This is a genomic window from Actinoplanes sp. NPDC023714 (assembly GCF_040639855.1).
Taxonomy (GTDB): Bacteria; Actinomycetota; Actinomycetes; order Mycobacteriales; family Micromonosporaceae; genus Actinoplanes.
Map to the genome: position 1 here is coordinate 10,911 of NZ_JBFAAR010000009.1, position 14,229 is coordinate 25,139.

At 72.7% G+C, this 14,229-nt stretch carries 18 protein-coding genes; 9 read left to right on the forward strand and 9 right to left on the reverse strand.

The annotated features are described in order from the left end of the window. Nucleotides 1–271 precede the first annotated feature (271 nt). The 3 genes from AB0G10_RS31920 to AB0G10_RS31930 are packed head-to-tail and all read right to left on the reverse strand — an operon-like array spanning nucleotide 272 to nucleotide 2,580. The gene (locus AB0G10_RS31920; RefSeq protein ID WP_360930055.1) at nucleotides 272–961 is read right to left on the reverse strand and encodes a CoA-transferase; all 690 of its coding nucleotides are present in this window, start codon (nucleotides 959–961) and stop codon (nucleotides 272–274) included. 54 nt (nucleotides 962–1,015) lie between these two features. Continuing rightward, nucleotides 1,016–1,849, reverse strand: a complete 834-nt coding sequence (locus AB0G10_RS31925) for a CoA-transferase (RefSeq protein ID WP_360930058.1) — start codon at nucleotides 1,847–1,849, stop codon at nucleotides 1,016–1,018. Next, complete coding sequence (locus AB0G10_RS31930) at nucleotides 1,846–2,580, reverse strand: enoyl-CoA hydratase family protein (RefSeq protein WP_360930061.1); 735 nt, start codon at nucleotides 2,578–2,580, stop codon at nucleotides 1,846–1,848. The genes AB0G10_RS31925 and AB0G10_RS31930 overlap by 4 nt, the downstream gene beginning before the upstream one ends. Before the next feature lie 49 nt (nucleotides 2,581–2,629). On the opposite strand from AB0G10_RS31930, the gene AB0G10_RS31935 reads away from it, so the two are divergent. From AB0G10_RS31935 to AB0G10_RS31945, 3 genes are read left to right on the forward strand one after another with little or no spacing between them, the layout of a single operon-like run. Then, complete coding sequence (locus AB0G10_RS31935; protein ID WP_360930064.1) at nucleotides 2,630–3,358, forward strand: SDR family oxidoreductase; 729 nt, start codon at nucleotides 2,630–2,632, stop codon at nucleotides 3,356–3,358. 52 nt (nucleotides 3,359–3,410) lie between these two features. Further along, nucleotides 3,411–4,934, forward strand: a complete 1,524-nt coding sequence (locus AB0G10_RS31940; RefSeq protein WP_360930067.1) for an aldehyde dehydrogenase family protein — start codon at nucleotides 3,411–3,413, stop codon at nucleotides 4,932–4,934. Nucleotides 4,935–4,975: 41 nt separating this feature from the next. Beyond that, nucleotides 4,976–5,974, forward strand: coding sequence for an MBL fold metallo-hydrolase (locus tag AB0G10_RS31945; protein ID WP_360930070.1), 999 nt, complete (start codon nucleotides 4,976–4,978; stop codon nucleotides 5,972–5,974). On the opposite strand, the gene AB0G10_RS31950 is transcribed toward AB0G10_RS31945, so the two are convergent. Continuing rightward, nucleotides 5,951–6,556, reverse strand: a complete 606-nt coding sequence (locus tag AB0G10_RS31950; RefSeq protein ID WP_360930072.1) for a TetR/AcrR family transcriptional regulator — start codon at nucleotides 6,554–6,556, stop codon at nucleotides 5,951–5,953. The genes AB0G10_RS31945 and AB0G10_RS31950 overlap by 24 nt on opposite strands. Before the next feature lie 85 nt (nucleotides 6,557–6,641). Here AB0G10_RS31950 and AB0G10_RS31955 point away from each other — a divergent pair, with 85 nt between their 5' ends. Together AB0G10_RS31955 and AB0G10_RS31960 are read left to right on the forward strand one after the other, a co-directional pair. Continuing rightward, nucleotides 6,642–7,076, forward strand: coding sequence for a hypothetical protein (locus AB0G10_RS31955; RefSeq protein WP_360930075.1), 435 nt, complete (start codon nucleotides 6,642–6,644; stop codon nucleotides 7,074–7,076). Continuing rightward, nucleotides 7,073–7,363 (forward strand): transcriptional regulator, encoded by a 291-nt coding sequence (locus tag AB0G10_RS31960; protein WP_360930077.1) that lies wholly within the window; start codon nucleotides 7,073–7,075, stop codon nucleotides 7,361–7,363. The genes AB0G10_RS31955 and AB0G10_RS31960 overlap by 4 nt, the downstream gene beginning before the upstream one ends. Here the strand turns inward: AB0G10_RS31960 and AB0G10_RS31965 are convergent. From AB0G10_RS31965 to AB0G10_RS31980, 4 genes are read right to left on the reverse strand one after another with little or no spacing between them, the layout of a single operon-like run. Continuing rightward, a complete protein-coding gene (locus AB0G10_RS31965) occupies nucleotides 7,360–7,815 on the reverse strand; it encodes a pyridoxamine 5'-phosphate oxidase family protein (protein WP_360930080.1) in 456 nt (151 codons plus the stop codon). The genes AB0G10_RS31960 and AB0G10_RS31965 overlap by 4 nt on opposite strands. Beyond that, entirely contained in the window at nucleotides 7,812–8,696 is an 885-nt protein-coding gene (locus AB0G10_RS31970; protein ID WP_360930082.1) for an SDR family NAD(P)-dependent oxidoreductase, read from the reverse strand. The genes AB0G10_RS31965 and AB0G10_RS31970 overlap by 4 nt, the downstream gene beginning before the upstream one ends. A 1-nt stretch (nucleotide 8,697) precedes the next feature. Beyond that, the gene (locus tag AB0G10_RS31975; protein ID WP_360930085.1) at nucleotides 8,698–9,450 is read right to left on the reverse strand and encodes a glucose 1-dehydrogenase; all 753 of its coding nucleotides are present in this window, start codon (nucleotides 9,448–9,450) and stop codon (nucleotides 8,698–8,700) included. Between the two features lie 57 nt (nucleotides 9,451–9,507). Beyond that, complete coding sequence (locus AB0G10_RS31980) at nucleotides 9,508–10,098, reverse strand: TetR/AcrR family transcriptional regulator (RefSeq protein ID WP_360930088.1); 591 nt, start codon at nucleotides 10,096–10,098, stop codon at nucleotides 9,508–9,510. Between the two features lie 89 nt (nucleotides 10,099–10,187). On the opposite strand from AB0G10_RS31980, the gene AB0G10_RS31985 reads away from it, so the two are divergent. Further along, complete coding sequence (locus tag AB0G10_RS31985) at nucleotides 10,188–11,270, forward strand: zinc-binding dehydrogenase (RefSeq protein WP_360930090.1); 1,083 nt, start codon at nucleotides 10,188–10,190, stop codon at nucleotides 11,268–11,270. Continuing rightward, nucleotides 11,270–12,298, forward strand: coding sequence for an LLM class F420-dependent oxidoreductase (locus AB0G10_RS31990; RefSeq protein WP_360930093.1), 1,029 nt, complete (start codon nucleotides 11,270–11,272; stop codon nucleotides 12,296–12,298). Before AB0G10_RS31985 ends, AB0G10_RS31990 begins: the two co-directional genes overlap by 1 nt. Here the strand turns inward: AB0G10_RS31990 and AB0G10_RS31995 are convergent. Then, nucleotides 12,295–12,780: a MarR family transcriptional regulator gene (locus AB0G10_RS31995; protein WP_360930096.1), complete on the reverse strand. Its 486-nt coding sequence runs from the start codon at nucleotides 12,778–12,780 to the stop codon at nucleotides 12,295–12,297. The two genes, AB0G10_RS31990 and AB0G10_RS31995, sit on opposite strands and share 4 nt — an antisense overlap. Here AB0G10_RS31995 and AB0G10_RS32000 point away from each other — a divergent pair, their 5' ends adjacent. Both AB0G10_RS32000 and AB0G10_RS32005 read left to right on the forward strand, forming a co-directional pair. After that, nucleotides 12,781–13,155 (forward strand): nitroreductase/quinone reductase family protein, encoded by a 375-nt coding sequence (locus tag AB0G10_RS32000; RefSeq protein ID WP_360930099.1) that lies wholly within the window; start codon nucleotides 12,781–12,783, stop codon nucleotides 13,153–13,155. A gap of 9 nt (nucleotides 13,156–13,164) precedes the next feature. Next, nucleotides 13,165–14,127 (forward strand): hypothetical protein, encoded by a 963-nt coding sequence (locus AB0G10_RS32005; protein ID WP_360930102.1) that lies wholly within the window; start codon nucleotides 13,165–13,167, stop codon nucleotides 14,125–14,127. Nucleotides 14,128–14,229: the final 102 nt, after the last annotated feature.

Below are 14,229 nucleotides of genomic sequence, written 5' to 3' on the forward strand. Positions count from 1 at the left end.
GATTCGGTGGTGAGCCGTCCAAGATCTGGGGTGGGCGCGGCCTGGCTCGGTGCGGCCGGGCGGGGTGCCTCTCCGGTTTCCGCGATCTTGGACGCCGGACCACCGGATTCGGTGGTGAGCCGTCCAAGATCTGGGGTGGGCGCGGCCTGGCTCGGTGCGGCCGGGCGGGGTGCCTCTCCGGTTTCCGCGATCTTGGACGCCCGACCACCGAATCCGGTGGCGGATCGTCCAAGATCTGCGAAGAGCGCTGTCCGGGGGCGCGCGGGGCGGCTCATCGGTCTCGCCTGCCTTCGGGGTCCAAGCGCTCGCGGATCAGCTGGAGCTCTTCGGCGGTGGGCTCGCGCGTCTGCGGCACGTGACCGGGAATGACCAGGGGGAAGCCGGTGGCGGCGACGACCTCGGCGACGGTGACGCCGGGGTGTGTGGAGCGGAGGCGCATGGCGTGGCCGGGGGAGTCGAAGTCGAGGACGGCGAGGTCGGTGACGACTACGCGGATCTCGTGCGCGCCGCGGTCCCCGCCGATGCCGGAGACCATGTCGACGCGGTCGACGAGGACGCGCGGGGAGTGGCGCGGGATCCAGTAGCTGGTGGTGTGGTTGATCGTGTTGCCGGGTGCGCCGCGGACGCCGAGGAGCTGGCGCTTCGGCCGCTGCCAGTCGCCGATGCAGGAGATGTTGGAGTTGCCGTGCCGGTCGAGCTGGCTCGCGCCCATCATGACGTGCCGCCGGCCCGCCGCGACCAGGGCGAACACCTGCCGGTACGGCAGCCACCCCTCGATCGCGCCGTCCCGCAGCAGGGTGGCCTCGCCGTCGGTGACCAGCAGGTCCGGGGCGAACGTCAGCTGCGCGAGCCGGGCGCCGAGCTGCGGGACGACCCCGGCGAAGCTCGCCAGGATCGCGCCGTCCCCGCGCCACGCCTCGGCGCACGCGGCGACGCAGACCTCGGCGCGGGTGGCCGTCATCGCCGGCCCGCCTTCTGCCGGGCCGTCATCGCCGGCCCGCCTTCTGCCGGGCCGTCATCGCCGGCCCGCCTTCTGCCGGACCGCGTTCTGATAGCCGGCCTCGTCGCCGTCCAGATAACGCGAGCGGAAGGTGGCCCAATCGGTCGTCGCGTACTCCCGCTGGAACTCCTCGTCCCGGCCGTAGTCGGGCACGCAACTGGTGAAATGCGCGCCGTGCGGGGTCTCGACCACGGCGTCGATCATCGAGCGGTTGGTCAGGAGCGTCTGCGGTGGACCGCTTTCGATCAGCTCGGCGGTGGGCACGATCCGCTCGCAGGAGAGGAAGCGCCGGGAGGCCGCGAGGCAGAACAGGTCGTCGAAATAGGGGTCGGGACCGAGATAGCGGCCGTTCCCGTCCCGGTCCGCCCGGTTCAGATGGATCAGCGCGACGTCGAGTTTCAGAGCGGGCATGGCGACGAGTTCCTCGCCGTCGTCATAGGGCGATCGGACCGTCCTCAACGCCGGATTCACCCGCATGACATCGGATCGCAGGCCCGCTCGGAGAGGCAGGAAGGGCAGACGATTGGCCGCCGCCAGGAGACCCCAATAGAGCATGCCCTCGTCATACTCCGCAAGCCCGACATTTCCGAATTGTCGGGAATTTCCGAAATGCGGCTCCAGCGGAATACTGTCCAGCGACACGAACCCGGTGACCACCCGGCGGACGCATCCGGCAGCCGTCAGAATGCCCACGTCCGGGCCGCCGTAGGTGACGATCGTGAGATCCCGCAGGCCGGCCCGCACCATGGCCCGGACCAGCGCCATCGGCTTCCGCCGCGACCCCCACCCGCCGATCCCGACGGTCATCCCGTCCCGGATCTCCGCGGCGATCTCATCGGGATTCATCATTTCTCCACGAACCGGTCCCGGGCCCGGTCGCCCGCCCCGTTCAGATTCAGCTCGAACGTGAATCCCTGCTCGAATCGATAGGACCGTTTCACGTCGACCGGATCGATCCCGTTCAGCGCCTCTTTCGCCATCCGTACGACCACCGGATCCTTCCCCGCGATCTCGGCGGCCACCATTCGCGCCGCCGCCCGCAATTCGGCCGGAGCCACGATTTCCAGAACCGTCCCGAATCGATGCAGGTCCCGAGCCGGAACCGTCCGGCACGTGTAGACCATCGTCCGCATCAGCTGCGGCGGAACGAGCCGGGCCAGGTGCGTGGCCGCCCCGAGCGCTCCGCGGTCCACCTCGGGCAGTCCGAAGACGGCGTCCTCCGCGGCGACCACGAGATCGGCGTTGCCGGCCAGCCCCACCCCGCCGCCGAGGCAGAACCCGTGCACCGCCGCGATGACCGGAACCGGGCACTCGTAGACGGCGGCGAACGCCGTGGCGCACCCCCGGTTCGCGGCGAGCAGCGCCTCGTGGCCCGCGGTCCGCTGCATCTCCTTGATGTCGACGCCGGCGCAGAAGCCGCGCCCCTCGGCGGCCAGGATCACGGCCCGGGTGCCCGAATCCGCGCCCGCTGCGGTGAGCGCCCCGGCGAGTTCCCGCCAGCCGGACGACGGCACAGCATTGACCGGCGGGAAGTCGATGACGACCTCGGCGACCGCGCCTCGATGAAGCTGCACGCCCATGTCGGCGAGCGTAACCTAGCGCTTGCTTGGTGAGGAAGGATCGATCTGCATGGACGCCTTGGACTTCACCGGCCGCTCGGTGATCGTCACCGGTGGCACCCGCGGCATCGGCGCCGCGATCGCCCGGGCCTTCCGGGCCGCCGGCGCGCGGGTCCTGGTCTGCGGCCGCAACCAGCCCGACGGCGCCGCCGACGACTTCTTCCGCGCCGACGTGCGCGACCCCTACCAGGCGTCCGCGCTGGTGACCGAGGCGGTGCGGCGGCACGGGCGGCTCGACGTGGTGGTCAACAACGCCGGTGGCGCGCCGCAGGTCTTCGCCGACGTGGCCTCGCCCCGGCTGCACGCCGCCGTGATCGACCTGAACCTGACCGCGCCGCTGCACGTCAGCCAGGCGGCGAACGCGGCGATGCGCGACCAGCCGGGCGGCGGGGTCATCCTCATGATCAGCAGTGTGAGCGGCATGCGGCCGTCGCCGGGGACGGCCGCCTACGGCGCCGCCAAGGCCGGGCTGCTGCACCTCGCCGCGTCGCTGGCCGTGGAGTGGGGGCCGAAGGTCCGGGTGAACAGCCTCGTGGTCGGCCCGGTCTCGGAGGGCGGGCACGACCCGATCGCGGCCCGCGCGGTCCCGGCCGGCCGGCCCGCCGCGCCCGAGGACGTCGCCGGGGCGTGCCTGCTGCTGGCGTCGCCGCTGGCCGGCTACGTGAGCGGCGCGGCCCTGGCGGTGCACGGCGGAGGAGAGTGGCCGGCCTACCTGGCGGAGCTGCGCACGCGGGCGTAGGGTCCAGGCAACCGGGAAACTAGAACACGTTTCATTCGGAGGTGCGGCGGCCATGGTTGTCTCCATCAAGGCGAAGCGCGACGAGCTCGGCATCGCCACCGGCGAGCTGCTGGTCGGCGGCGCCTGGCGGCCGGCCGCCGACGGCCGTACGTGGGTCCATCCGCATCCGGCCACCGGCGAGGAGGTCGGCGCGTTCGCGGTGGCGGCCGCCGAGGACGTCGACGCCGCGGTGCGGTCGGCCCGCCGGGCGTTCGACGAGGGCCCCTGGCCTCGTACCCGGGCGAAGGAGCGCATCCGCGTGCTGCGCCGCATCGCCGACGCGATCCGCGCCGACGCCGTCGATCTCCAGGCCACCCAGGCCCTCGACAACGGGGTGCCAGTCAGCTTCGGCGAGACGTACGCGATGTCGGTCGAATGCGTGGCCGACGTCTTCGAGCACCACGCCGGCTGGGTCGACAAGCTGGCCGGCGAGACGCTCCCCGGCTACCAGGGCGGCGAGCACCTGGTGCTGACCATGCGCGAGCCGGTCGGCGTGGTCGCCGCGATCATCCCGTGGAACGGCCCGCTGCTGCTCGCCGCGCAGAAGCTCGCCCCGGCGCTCGCGGCCGGCTGCACGGTGGTGCTCAAGCCGAGCGAGTACGCGACGTTCTCCGCCCTGCGCCTGGCCCGGATCGTCGCCGAGGCCGGCCTGCCCGAGGGCGTGCTCAACGTGGTGACCGGTCCCGGCGAGCCGACCGGCGACGCGCTGATCAACCACCCGCTCGTTGACAAGATCACCTTCACCGGCAGCCGCGCGGTCGGGCAGCGGGTCCTGGCCGCCGCCGCGAACGGGGTCCGCCGCACCAGCCTCGAGCTCGGCGGCAAGAGCCCGTCGCTGGTCTTCCCGGACGCCGACGTCTACGCGGCCGCCACCACCACGATGGGCACGGTCACCCTCGGCCTCTCCGGGCAGGCCTGCGTGGCGCACACCCGGGCGCTGGTGCACCGCGACGTCTACGACGAGTTCCTGGCGATCACCGAGGCGATGGCCGCGCTCGTGAACTACGGCGACCCGTTCCACCCGGAGACCACCGCCTCGCCGCTGATCAACGAGCGGCAGCTGGAGCGGGTCCTCGGCTACATCGAGCGCGGCCGGGAGGAGGGCGCGCGGCTCGTGGTCGGCGGCGGCCGGCCCGGCGGCGAGCTCGCGGCCGGCAACTTCGTGCAGCCCACGGTCTTCGCCGACGTCTCGAACGACGCCACGATCGCCCGCGAGGAGATCTTCGGGCCGGTCCTGGCCGTCGTGCCGTTCGGCGGAAAAGGAACAGAGGACGAGGAGGAGGCGGTGCGGCTCGCCAACGACACCTCCTACGGGCTGGCCGCCACGGTCTGGACCGGTGACGTGAAGCGGGCCATGCGTCTCGCCCGGGCGGTGCGGGCCGGGACGGTCGGCGTCAACGGCTACCAGCTGGAGCCGCACGTGGCGTTCGGCGGCTTCGGCAGGTCCGGTCTCGGCCGGGAGGGCGGCCGCACGTCGATCGAGGCGTACACCGAGCTCAAGACCGTGCTGATCCCGACGACCGACGAGATGATGTAGCCTCACCTTCCTAGACGACAGTCGTCTAGGAAGGGGTGCACGTGGAACGTCTTCCCGGTGGGCTCGTCGCCGTCGAGGTCCCGATTCCGAACAACCCGCTGCGCTACACGCTGACCTATCTCATCCCCGGCGATTCCGGCCTGGTCGTGGTCGACCCGGGCTGGGACAGCGACGCCGGCTGGAACGCGCTGGTCAACGGCCTGGCCTCGGCCGGAGCCACGGCGGCCGACGTGACCGGCATCGTCCTGACCCACGTCCATCCCGATCACCACGGGCTGTCCGGGCGGCTCCGCGACGCGTCCGGCGCCTGGATCGCCATGCATCCGGCCGAGCGCGCGTCGATGCTGCGCGACCGGGAGACCGCGCCGAGCCGCGCCCTCGGCGACTGGATGCGCTCCCTGCGCGTGCCCGACTTCGAGATCAAGAGCCTCATGGGTACGTTCGGAGCGGCCGTGGACGCCCATTTCGCGCCCCTCGCCGACGCGACCGTGCTGCTGGAGGACGGTGACCTCGTACCCCTGGAAGGCCGCCGCCTCCAGGCGGTCTGGACCCCCGGGCACACACCCGGTCACCTCTGCCTGCTCGAGCCGGACGCCCAGGTGCTGCTCACCGGCGACCACGTGCTGCCCCGGATCAGCCCCAACATCGGCCTGCAGCTGACCGGCGGCGATCCGCTGACCGACTACCTCGCCTCGCTCGCGAAGGTCGCCGCCTACGACGACTGCGAGGCGCTGCCCGGCCACGAGCGCCGCTTCCGGGGCATCGCGGCCCGCTGCGCCGAGCTCGACGCCCACCACCGCGACCGCTGCGACGAGATCGTCGCCGTCACCGAGCGCCTCGGCAGCCCGGACATCTGGCAGCTCGCCTCGGCGCTGACCTGGTCCCGGCCGTGGGAGCAGATCGGCCCGATGAAGGTCGGCGCGATCGCGGAGACCGCCGCCCACGTGGAACTGCTGGTCCGGGAGGGCCGGCTGTCCTGGACCGGGGACGGCACCGCCCTCACCGCCGGCGCCGGCTCAGTCCTCAGCGGGAGTCACTGAGCGCAGGACGAAGTCGACGAGCTGTTCGGCGTACTTGTCGGCGCCCGCCGCCACCTGGTCGCGCAGCCGCGCCGGCGCGACCAGGGCGTGGTTGAGCGCACCCCCGCTGATCGTGTCGAGCAGCAGTGTCACGCTGGTGTCCGGCCCGAGCTGCCCCCTGTCGATCCCGCGTCGCACGATGGCGCGGGCGGCCGTGGCCTGCGACTGCAGGAACCGGTCGAGATGCTCCTGCCCGGCCGGCACGCTCGCCGCCTCGATGGTCAGCCGCAGCACCGCGCCGCCGTCCTCGCCGAGGAACGCGTCCAGCACCTGCCGGGCCAGCGCCACCAGGTCGTCGCGCACCGAGCCGGTGTCGATGTCCTTGACCCCGGACAGCCGGCCGGCCAGCGCCGCGACGAGCAGCGCCTCCTTGTTCGGCCAGCGTAGATAGATCGACGCCTTGCCGACCCCGGCCCGGCGCGCCACGGCGTCCACCGAGAACCCGGCCCACCCCTGGGACCCGAACACCTCGGCGGCGGCCTTCGTGATCCGCTCGTCGACCTCGGGATCGCGGGGCCGCCCCTGCGGCGTGGAAGCGGACATGGTCGAGCAGTCTAGACGCGGGCCGGGATGTTTTCCGCTTGGTTGAAGGTTGCCAACATGGAAAACATCTGCGATAGTTTCCGGCATGGAAAACAACACGCAGGTTCCGAACCCGGCCGAGGCTCGCGAGGCCCTGGCGTCCATCGACACCGCCCAGCGCGCCGTGCGGGACACGCCGTGGCCCACCTGGATCTACCCGGTCAACGCCCTGCTGCTCGGCGCCATGACGCTGAGCTTCGCGTTCGGTGAGGACGGCTTCGTCTACCTGCTCGCCGCGGGCGCCGTGCTGATGGCGGTCAACGTGCTGGCCGGTTACCGGATGGGCACGCCGTACACGCTGCCCACCAGCCGGCTCTTCCTCGGGCTGGCCGGCGCCGCGATGGCCTGCCTGCTGGGCGCGTTCGTGGTCGCCGAGGTCACCGCGCAGACCTGGCCGATCGTCGTGCTCGCCGTCGCGGCGGCAGCGCTCTACCTGGCCGGCGGCGTGGCGCACCGGCGCTCGACGGGGGCGCCCCGGTGACCGCGGAGCTCGACCCGATCATCCATCCGGCGCACCGGCTGCGGATCTGCGCCATGCTCGTCGCCGGCAGCACCCTCGAGCTGTCGGTCATCAAGGAACACCTGGACCTGAGCCCGTCGGCGCTGAGCAAGCAGGTCGCCGCCCTCGTCGACGCGGGCTACGTGAAGCAGGAGCGTCTCGGCTCGGACACCCGGCGGGTGTGGCTGTCGATGACGCGCCAGGGGCTGAAGGCGTACAAGGCCCACGTCGCCGCCCTCCAGGAGATCGTGAACGCGACGACGGTCTAGGTTTCGAGGAGCTTGCGGTGGTCCCAGCTCGCCACGCGCCGCGGCTCCACCAGGTAGGCGGTCCGCTTCCGGGCGGCCTGGGCGACGTACGCGTCGAGCGCCTCGGCCGGCACGTCGGGCATGCGGGCCGCGATGAGCCTGCCGACCGCGGTGACGCCGGCGAGGTCGCCGATCGGGTCCACGACGCCGGAGATCTGGGCGCCGCGCAGGGCGAAGTAGTCCTCGCCCTCCTCGACCAGGCAGGTCACGCGCGGATCGCGGGCCAGGTTGAGGGCCTTCTGCGAGCGGCGGTAGGTCCAGAAGGCGATCCGGCCGCCGGACAGGCCGAAGAACATGGTGACCAGGTGCGGGGTGCCGTCCGGGTTGATCGTGGCGAGGTGCATCTTGCGGGCGGCCGTCAGCAGGCCGGTCACCTCGTCGCCGGCCATCGACACCGTGTCGCGCTGCTTCACGGGAACCCGATCGTCGTGCCGGCCAGCGGCAGGGTCTCCTCGCACACGAAGCCGGGCCGCGGCGGGTCCTCGGTGAAGACGGTGCTGAGCGCGGCCTCCAGCTCGTGCGGGGACCAGACGCCGGTCGTGGCGTGGAAGGCGGCCCGGACGGTCGGCGGCCCGAGCAGCGCCACGACGCCGCCGTGCACGACGAACACCTCGCCGGTGATCCGGTCGCCGGCCGGCCCGGCCAGGTGCAGGACGAGCGGGGTCACGTGTTCCGGCGCCAGCGGGTCGGGGCCGTCCGGTGGCGGTCCCATCAGGTCGCCCGTCATGGCGGTGCGGGCGCGCGGGCAGATGACGTTCGCGCGTACGCCGTAGCGGGCGCAACCACGCGCCGTCGCGAGCGTCAGGGCGACGATGCCGCCCTTGGCGGCAGCGTAGTTCGCCTGCCCCGCCGAGCCGAGCAGGAAGGCCTCGGACGACGTGTTGACAATTCTCGCGTACGGCGGACGACCGTCGCGTTTGGCCAGGTCGCGCCAGTGTGCCGTGGCGAGCCGGGTGGTCACGAAGTGCCCGCGCAGGTGCACCCGCACGACCGTGTCCCACTCCTGCTCGCTCATCGCGAACACCATCCGGTCGCGCAGCACGCCGGCGTTGTTGACCAGCACGTCCAGGCCGCCGAACGTGTCCACGGCAGTGCGGACCAGGGTCTCCGCGGTGGACCACTCGGCGATGTCGCCGGGGCAGGCGACGGCCTCGCCGCCGATCGCCGCGACGGTCTCGTCCAGCGCGTCACCGGGCAGGTCGTTGAGGACGACCCGGTATCCGGCCGCCGCGAGGGCGGTCGCCTCGGCGCGGCCGAGCCCCTGCCCGGCGCCGGTCACGATGGCGACGGGCATGTCAGTACCCCGGTCCGCTGAGCAGCCCGCCGTCGGCCAGGAACTCGGCGCCCGTGGTGTACGACGACTCGTCCGAGGCGAGGAACGCGACCAGCCGGGAGATCTCGACAGGCTCGGCGAACCGGGCGATCGGCAGCTGCTTGAGGAAGCCGCTGCCGTCCACGGCGGTCATCGTCTGCGCCGCGGCGAGCGCCATCGACGTCATCACGCCGCCGGGGTGCACCGAGTTGACCCGGATGCCGAGCGGCCCGAGCTCCTGCGCGGCCGAGCGGGTGAGGCCGCGGACGCCGAACTTGCTGGCGCTGTACGCGGACAGGCCGGCCGCCCCGGCGATGCCCTCGATCGACGAGATGTTGACGATCGAGCCGCCGCCGGCCTCGCGCATCGCCGGGACGACCGCGCGGATGCCGAGCCAGGTGCCGACCAGGTTGACGTCGAGGACGGTGCGGAACTCGTCCTCGGTCATCTCGGCGACCGGGGCGTGCCGCAGGATGCCGGCGTTGTTGACCAGGACGTCGACGCGCCCGAACGCCGACAGCGCCGTGGCGACCGCGTCCTTCCAGTCGTCGGCGCTCCTCACGTCGTGCCGGACGAAGACGGCGCCGGCCTCCTCGGCGACCCGGTGGCCCTTCTCCTCGAGCACGTCACCGATCACGACGCGGGCGCCCTCGGCGATGAAGTGCCGGGCGTGCGCCTTGCCCATGCCCCGCGCGCCACCGGTGATCAGTGCGACCTTGCCGTCGAGCCGCCCCATCGCGCCTCCCTCGAACCAAACGCTTGCTTGGTTCGTTCAGGCTAGACCGATCCGCGGTCAGGGGCGAGAGGTGATGCCGTCGAAGAGCAGCCGGAGCAGACCGTCCACGATCTGCTCGTCGGTCCACGCGTTCTTCGACTGGGCCCACGACGTGGGGATCCAGAGGATGTCGCGCAGCAGCCGGTAGGTCAGCCGGGCGTCCAGGTCGGCGCGGAACAGGCCGGACTCCGTCCCGCGTCCGAGCTGGTCGATCCAGGTCTGCTCGATCTCCTTCATGGCCGTCCGCAGGTACGCGAACCGGGGCTGGCCGGCGAAGTACGCCCAGTCGTTCTGCAGCATCGTGAGCGCGGCCCGGTGCCGGCTCAGCGTCGCGGTGCTGGACCGCACGATCTGCTCGATCGCGGTCCGCGGGTCCGGCTCGGCGGCGACCGCGCGGTAGCCGGCCAGCACGTCGTCGAGGAACGCGCTGAGCAGTTCGTCGCCGATCGACTCCTTCGAGTCGAAGTGGTGGTACAGGCTGCCGGACAGGATCCCGGCCGCGTCCGCGATCTCCCGCACGGTCGTTGCCCGGAAGCCCTTCTCGGCGAACAGGTCGCCGGCCAGCCGGACCAGGTGGGCGCGCCGCTCGGAGCTCTTCGGGGTTGTCACCAGGTCATTATGCGGGGCGGCCTAACGCTTGCTTGGTACCGGCTCCCTCGATAGCGTAGAACGCGTTCTACTTTCGAGGGGGTGCCGGGATGCGCGCGGCGGTTCTGCACACGATCGGCGACGAAAAGCTCGACATCCGCGACGACGTGACCGTTCTCGGTCCCGGCCCCGGCGAGGTGCACCTCCGGGTCCGTGCGTCCGGCGTCTGCCACTCCGACCTGTCCGCACTCAACGGGGGCCTGCCGCAACCGGTGCCGGCCGTGCTCGGCCACGAGGCCGCCGGCGACGTGATCGCGGTCGGGGACGGCGTCGAGGACCTGGCCGCCGGTGACCGGGTCGCGGTCAACTGGCTGCCCTCCTGCGGGACCTGCGCGCACTGCCGGCTGGGCGAGCCGTACCTGTGCATGACCCACGTGATGGCCGGCTACGTGATGCCCCGGTTCACCGCCGGCGAGACGCCGGTCTTCGGGATGGCCGGCTGCGGCGCGTTCGCCGAGGAGATGGTGGTGCCCCGGGCCGGCGCCGTGCAGATCGGCGACGACGTGCCGTACGAGGTGGCGGCCCTGATCGGCTGCAGCGTCACGACCGGCGTCGGGGCCGTGGTGAACACGGCCCGGGTGCGGCCCGGCGACACCGTCGTGGTGATCGGCTGCGGCGGCGTCGGGATCGCCGCGGTGCAGGGCGCCCGGGTGGCCGGCGCGTCGCTCATCGTCGCTGTCGACACGGTTCCGGCGCGGCACGAGCAGGCGCTGCGGTTCGGCGCCACCCACTCGACGGCGCCGGACGGCCTCGGCGATCTCGTGACCGGGCTGACCGGCGGAGAGGGCTTCGACTACGCGTTCGACGTCGTCGCCGTCCCGCAGACGCTGCGCGCCGCGTGGAGCGCCGCCCGCCGCGGCGGGACCGTGGTCGTGGTCGGCGCCGGGCGGGCCGAGCACCAGGTCGAGTTCAGCCCGTTCGAGCTGCTCTTCGAGGGCAAGTCGATCATCCCGTCGCTGTACGGCTCGGCCGACCCGCCGCGCGACTTCCCCCGGCTGCTCAGCCTCTGGCGGGCCGGCCGGCTCGACGTCGAAGGCATGATCAGCCGCCGGTTGCGGCTCGACCAGGTCGGGGACGCGCTGGCCTCGCTCGGCAGCGGCGACGTGATCCGCCAAGTGATCGTGCACGACTGATGCGTCTGGGGATCCAGATCGGCTACAGCGGGGAAGGGTTCGCCGACACCGTCGACGAGGTCGTCGCATTCGAGGAGGCCGGGGCCGAGCTGGTCGTGGTGCCCGAGGCGTACAGCTTCGACGCGGTCAGCCAGTTGGGCTTCCTGGCGGCCCGGACCCGGACGATGCGGCTCGCCTCCGGGGTGATGCAGCTCTACACCCGGACCCCGACGTTGACGGCGATGACGGCGGCCGGCATCGACTACGTCTCCGGCGGCCGGTTCTCGCTCGGGCTGGGCGCCTCCGGGCCGCAGGTGATCGAGGGCTTCCACGGCGTCCGGTACGACGCGCCGGTCGCCCGCACCCGCGAGGTCGTCGAGATCTGCCGGCGGGTGTGGCGGCGCGAGGTGCTGGAGTTCGCCGGCGACCACTACCGGATCCCGCGGCCGGGGGACTACGCGAAACCGCTCAAGCTGATCAACCGGCCGGTCCGGGATCGGATCCCGGTGCTGCTGGCGGCCATGGGACCGCGCAACGTCGCGCTCGCCGCCGAGATCGCCGAGGGCTGGCAGGCGCTCTTCTTCGACCCTCGGGCGGCCACCCGGGTGTTCGGTGAGGCGCTGGCCGACGGGCTGCGCCGGCGCGACCCCCGCCTCGAACCGCTGGACGTGTCGGTCCCCGTACCCATGGCGATCGCGGAAGCGACACCCGCGCTCCTCGGAGCGCACCGCGCCCAGCTCGCGCTCTATCTCGGCGGGATGGGCGCGCGAGGCCGGAACTTCTCCAACGACCTGGTGAAACGGTACGGCTATCCGGACGAGGCGGCGCGCATCCAGGAGCTGTTCCTCAGCGGGCGGCGGGAGGAGGCGGCCGCCGCGGTCCCGGACGACCTCGTGGCGGCGACGTCGCTGGTGGGGCGCCCGGACGAGATCAGGCGGCGGCTCGGCGAGCTGGAGTCGGCCGGGGTGACGACGCTGCTGGTGTCGCCGCTCGCCACCACCCGGTCGTCCCGCGTCCGGGACGTCGCCACGCTGCGGGGCATGCTCTAGAAGTCATCCTCGCTCATCGCGCGGATCCGCTCGGCCTGCTCCCGTTGCATGGCGCAGCCCTGCCGCAGGAATCGGGTGATCAGTTCCAGCTCGGCGGGGGAGTAGCCGCCGAGCAGCTCGTCGCCGGCCTCACCGATCGGGCCGTAGACGCGGGCGATCAGCTCCTGGGTCGCCGCGGTGAGCGCCACGACCGCGCGCCGCCGGTCCCGCGGGTCCATCTCCCGGGTCAGGTGGCCGGCCGTGACCAGGCGCTGGATGGCCGCGGTCGTGGCGGCCGGGCTCAGGCGTGCCGCCTCGGCCAGCCGTCCGGCCGTCATCGTCCCGGCCGCGCCGATCAGCCCGAGGATGCGCAGGTCGGTCTGGTTGACCCCGAGCCGTGCGGCGGCCGCGTCGTCGACCTCGTCGGCCGCCGCCCCGAAGTCCGCCGCGGCCCGAGCCGCCGCGCCCTGAACCGCCTCGGCCTGCGGCTCGGCACCATCCACGTGCTCACCGTGGCGGGCCGCCGCTCCGGGGTGCCCCGGCCGACACCGGTCTCCCCTCTGACGATTTCCGGTCATCGGTACGTCGTAGCCGGACTGCCCGCGGGCGACTGGGCGCGCAACGTCCGTGCCGCCGGCCGGGGCGAGCTGTCGTCCGGCCGCCGCAGCGTGCCGGTGACCCTGCGCGAGGTCGCGGATCCGCAGGTCAAGCGGTCGGTGATGCGGGCGTTTCCGGCCGAGGTGCCGGGCGGGGTGCCGTTCTTCGTGAAGCTCGGGCTCGTCACCCGCGCCGATCCGGAGGAGTTCGCGGCGGCCGCCGGCCGGGTGGCCGTCTTCGAAATCAGCGACCTTCCGGAACGCCCCGATAAGCCCGCTTAGGGTGAGTTTATGGGATTCCTGAAACACGCCGTCGTCGCCTCGATCGCCGCCGGCCTGATCGCCCCGGCCGCGACGAACGCCCTCGCCTCCCCGGCCGAGAGCCCGGCGGCCACCGACCCCGCGCCCACCGTGCCCGGCCGCACCGCGCCGGCTCTCGCCTCTCCCGCGCTCGCCGCGCCCGGTCTCGCGGCGTCTGGGTCTGCGGCGACTGGATCTGCTGCGTCCGGCTCCGCTGCGTCCGGCTCCGCTGCGTCTGGCCTCACTGTGTCTGGCCTCACTGGGCCTGGCCTCGCCGCGACGGCGGCCGGGTCGTTGGCGAAACCGCCGCCGAAGGGCAAGCTCACCGACGCGCTGCTGACCGACGAGGATCTGCCGAAGGGGTGGGCCGCCTTCGACGCCGCCCTGATGGGCGGGCTGCTGCCGGGCGCGCTCGACCCGAACCGGCTCGGCGGCGACCCGTGCGAGCTCCCGGCGCCGCCGCCGCTGAAGGACAAGGTGAAGGACGCGCCCGCGCCGACCATCACCCCGGTGAAGGGCGCGCCGCCGGAGAAGGCCGCCGTCGCCGAGGCCGACAAGAAGATCAAGCTGGAGTTCGCCGCCTTCATGAAGGGCGACACCGGCCCGCTGCTGCTGCAGACCCTCGCCGACACCGGCCGGAAGCTGGCCCGGCGCATGGTCGACGACACCCGCGAGATGGTGAAGCGCTGCCCGGTCGTCAAGAGCGACACCCTCGGCATCGAGATGTCGGCCCTGCCGCGGTTCCCGGCGGTCGGCGACGACTCGCAGGCGCTCACCATGATCGTGACGCTCAAGGACGGCGACTACCAGGTCTCGGTGCCGGGCAAGCTGGTCGCGATCGCCGACGGCGACGTCTACGCCACGGTGGCGCTGGTCGGCAACGTCGAGCCGACCGTCGCCGAGTTGAAGAAGCTCACCAAGCGCGCGCTGCGCAAACTGGAGAAGAGCTACTGAGCCGGAACCGGCCCGGTGGTGCACTAGCGGCTGCCGGGCCCTGCCGGGCCAAAACGCGCGAAATCGCCAGGAAGAGCACTCTTACGGCATAACGTCGCGGAC